Here is a 2,232-nt window from a genome sequence, read left to right on the forward strand (position 1 = left end):
GCGCCCCGCGGAGCGGGTTGTCCGGGACTTTTCGTCCCGGACAACCCGGAGCGGAGCGGAAGCCTGAGCCCGCGGATGCGGGCGCCGGCGATCGAGGCCGAGCAAAGGACAAGGGCATGCGGCTTGCCTCCGAAGCGGGACGGTGGCATCCGCCGCGACGCCCGAGAGACAGCGCCCGACCGGGCCCCGATGACAGAATCCAGCCTCACCGTCGCCGTGATCGACCCCAGCCGGGCGCGGGCCGCCATCCTGGAGGAGGGCCTGCGCGCGGCCGGCATCGGGCGCGTCGTGGTCCTGCCCGACACCGCCGACCTGATGGAGCGCGTGGCGGCGCTGGCCCCCGACGTGGTGGTGATCCACCTGGAGAGCCCGAGCCGGGACATCCTGGAGCAGGTCTCGGCGGTCTCGCGCCAGGCCGACCGGCCGGTGGCGATGTTCGTGGACCGCTCGGACGCGACCATGATGCAGGCGGCGGTGGATGCGGGCATCTCGGCCTACGTGGTGGACGGCCTGCGCCCCGAGCGGATCAAGCCGATCCTCGACATCGCCATCCTGCGCTTCAACGCCTTCGCACGCCTCCAGCGGGAGCTCTCGGAGGCGCGCGGCGAACTGGCCGACCGCAAGCTGATCGAGCGCGCCAAGGGCATCCTGATGAACCTGAAGGGGCTCACCGAGGACGAGGCCTACAAGCAGCTGCGGAAGAAGGCGATGAACGAGAAGCGCAAGATCGCCGACATCGCCCGCGCGATCGTCACCACCGCCGACCTGCTCGGGTGAGGGCCCCACGATGAGGCTGCACCTCGGCTACGTCCCCCTCTGCGACGCCGCGCCCCTGATCGCGGCCCACGAGATGGGCTTCGCCCGCGCCGAGGGGCTGGAGCTCGACCTCTCGCCCGAGCCCTCCTGGGCGACGCTCCGCGACCGCCTGGCGCTCGGCCACCTCGACGCCGCGCACATGCTGGCGCCGCTCGCGCTGGCCAGCGCGCTCGCGCTCTCCGGCCCGCCCTCGGACATCCTGGTGCCGCTCTCGCTCAGCCTCAACGGCAACGCGATCACCCTCTCGGCCGCCCTCTGGCAGGCGATGGCGCCCGACGGCGACGACCTCGCGGCGGTGGCCCGGGCCTTCGCGCAGGTCGCGCGCGAGCGCCACGCCGCCGGCCGGCCCCTGACGCTGGGCACCGTGCACCCGTTCTCCTGCCACACCTACCAGCTCCGCCTGTTCGCCCAGGCCGGCGGCCTCGACCCGGCCGCGATCCGCCTCGTGGTGGTGCCGCCCCAGTACAGCGTCGAGACCCTGGCCCGCGGCCTCGTCGACGGGTTCTGCGCCGGCGCCCCCTGGAACGCGGTCGCCGTCGCGGCCGGCCTCGGGCGCATCGCCGCGCTCGGCTGCGAGGTCGCCCCCGACGCCCCCGAGAAGGTGCTGGCGGTCTCCGCCCGGCTCGACGGGGCGACCCTGCCCCTGGTGCGGGCGGTGGCCAAGGCCGGGCTCTGGTGCGCGGACCCGGCCAACCGGACCGACCTCGTCCACCGCCTCGCGCGCCGGACCTATCTCGGCCTCGACGCCGCCCTGATCGGGCGCACGCTGTCGGGCGAGATCGTCCTCGACCGGGAGGGGCGCCGGCGCGCGGCCCCCGACTACCTGCGGCTGGGCGCGGAGGCCCAGCCGCCCCGCCCGGCCCAGGCCCGCTGGCTGCTGGCGCAGATGCACGCGGCCGGGCAGGTCCCGGCCGGCGAGGCGACCGAATCGGCGGCGCTGGCCGTCTACCGCCCGGACCTCTACGCGGCGGCCGGACTGCCGGGCTGAGCCTTGCGCGAATCCTGGCGAGTCCTGGCGAATCCTGCGCGCAGGCGTGGAACGCGGGGCGATCCTTGGCCGTTATCCCGTTGCCATGCCCGGATGCCGCAAACTCGACGCCGCCTCGTCACTGCCCGCCCGGCGCGGGCCCGTCGCGATGGCCCACTACGTCCGGCTCCGCGCCCGGCCCCCGCGCCCGGCCAACGACAACCGCAGCGCGGCGCGCGAGCATTTCTGGCACTGGGCCCTGATCATCGGCGCCATGCCGACCATCGGCCTCGTCATGGCGCTGTCCTCCCTCCTCTGACATCGACCACCGTGGGCGCCGCTGCCCCCGGATAGGCTCCTCCCTCTCCCCCCTGCCGGAGAGGGTGGCCCGCGAGCTAAGTCGGGAGAGGGGAGCGCCGTATCCGGAGAAGTCGCTCCCCTCTCCCGAC

General features: G+C 74.7%; 3 protein-coding genes. All 3 read left to right on the forward strand.

Annotated elements, in window-relative coordinates; genetic code table 11:
- Positions 1-189: 189 nt before the first annotated feature.
- The 3 genes from COGEMETH_RS25030 (at position 190) to COGEMETH_RS25040 (ending at position 2,102) form a co-directional block, all read left to right on the forward strand.
- Positions 190-777, forward strand: coding sequence for an ANTAR domain-containing response regulator (locus COGEMETH_RS25030; protein WP_238185372.1), 588 nt, complete (start codon positions 190-192; stop codon positions 775-777).
- A gap of 10 nt (positions 778-787) precedes the next feature.
- Complete coding sequence (locus tag COGEMETH_RS25035; protein WP_238185373.1) at positions 788-1,804, forward strand: CmpA/NrtA family ABC transporter substrate-binding protein; 1,017 nt, start codon at positions 788-790, stop codon at positions 1,802-1,804.
- A gap of 148 nt (positions 1,805-1,952) precedes the next feature.
- Positions 1,953-2,102, forward strand: a complete 150-nt coding sequence (locus tag COGEMETH_RS25040; RefSeq protein ID WP_238185374.1) for a hypothetical protein — start codon at positions 1,953-1,955, stop codon at positions 2,100-2,102.
- Positions 2,103-2,232 lie beyond the last annotated feature (130 nt).

The sequence above is a fragment of the Methylobacterium trifolii genome (assembly GCF_022179685.1).
GTDB classification, from domain to species: Bacteria; Pseudomonadota; Alphaproteobacteria; order Rhizobiales; family Beijerinckiaceae; genus Methylobacterium; species Methylobacterium trifolii.

Excerpts from the sequence above, each read along its gene's own strand:
- COGEMETH_RS25040 (WP_238185374.1), top strand. The coding sequence starts at position 1,953 with ATGGCCCACTACGTCCGGCTCCGCGCCCGGCCCCCGCGCCCGGCCAAC.
- COGEMETH_RS25035 (WP_238185373.1), top strand. The coding sequence starts at position 788 with ATGAGGCTGCACCTCGGCTACGTCCCCCTCTGCGACGCCGCGCCCCTG.
- COGEMETH_RS25030 (WP_238185372.1), top strand. The coding sequence starts at position 190 with ATGACAGAATCCAGCCTCACCGTCGCCGTGATCGACCCCAGCCGGGCG.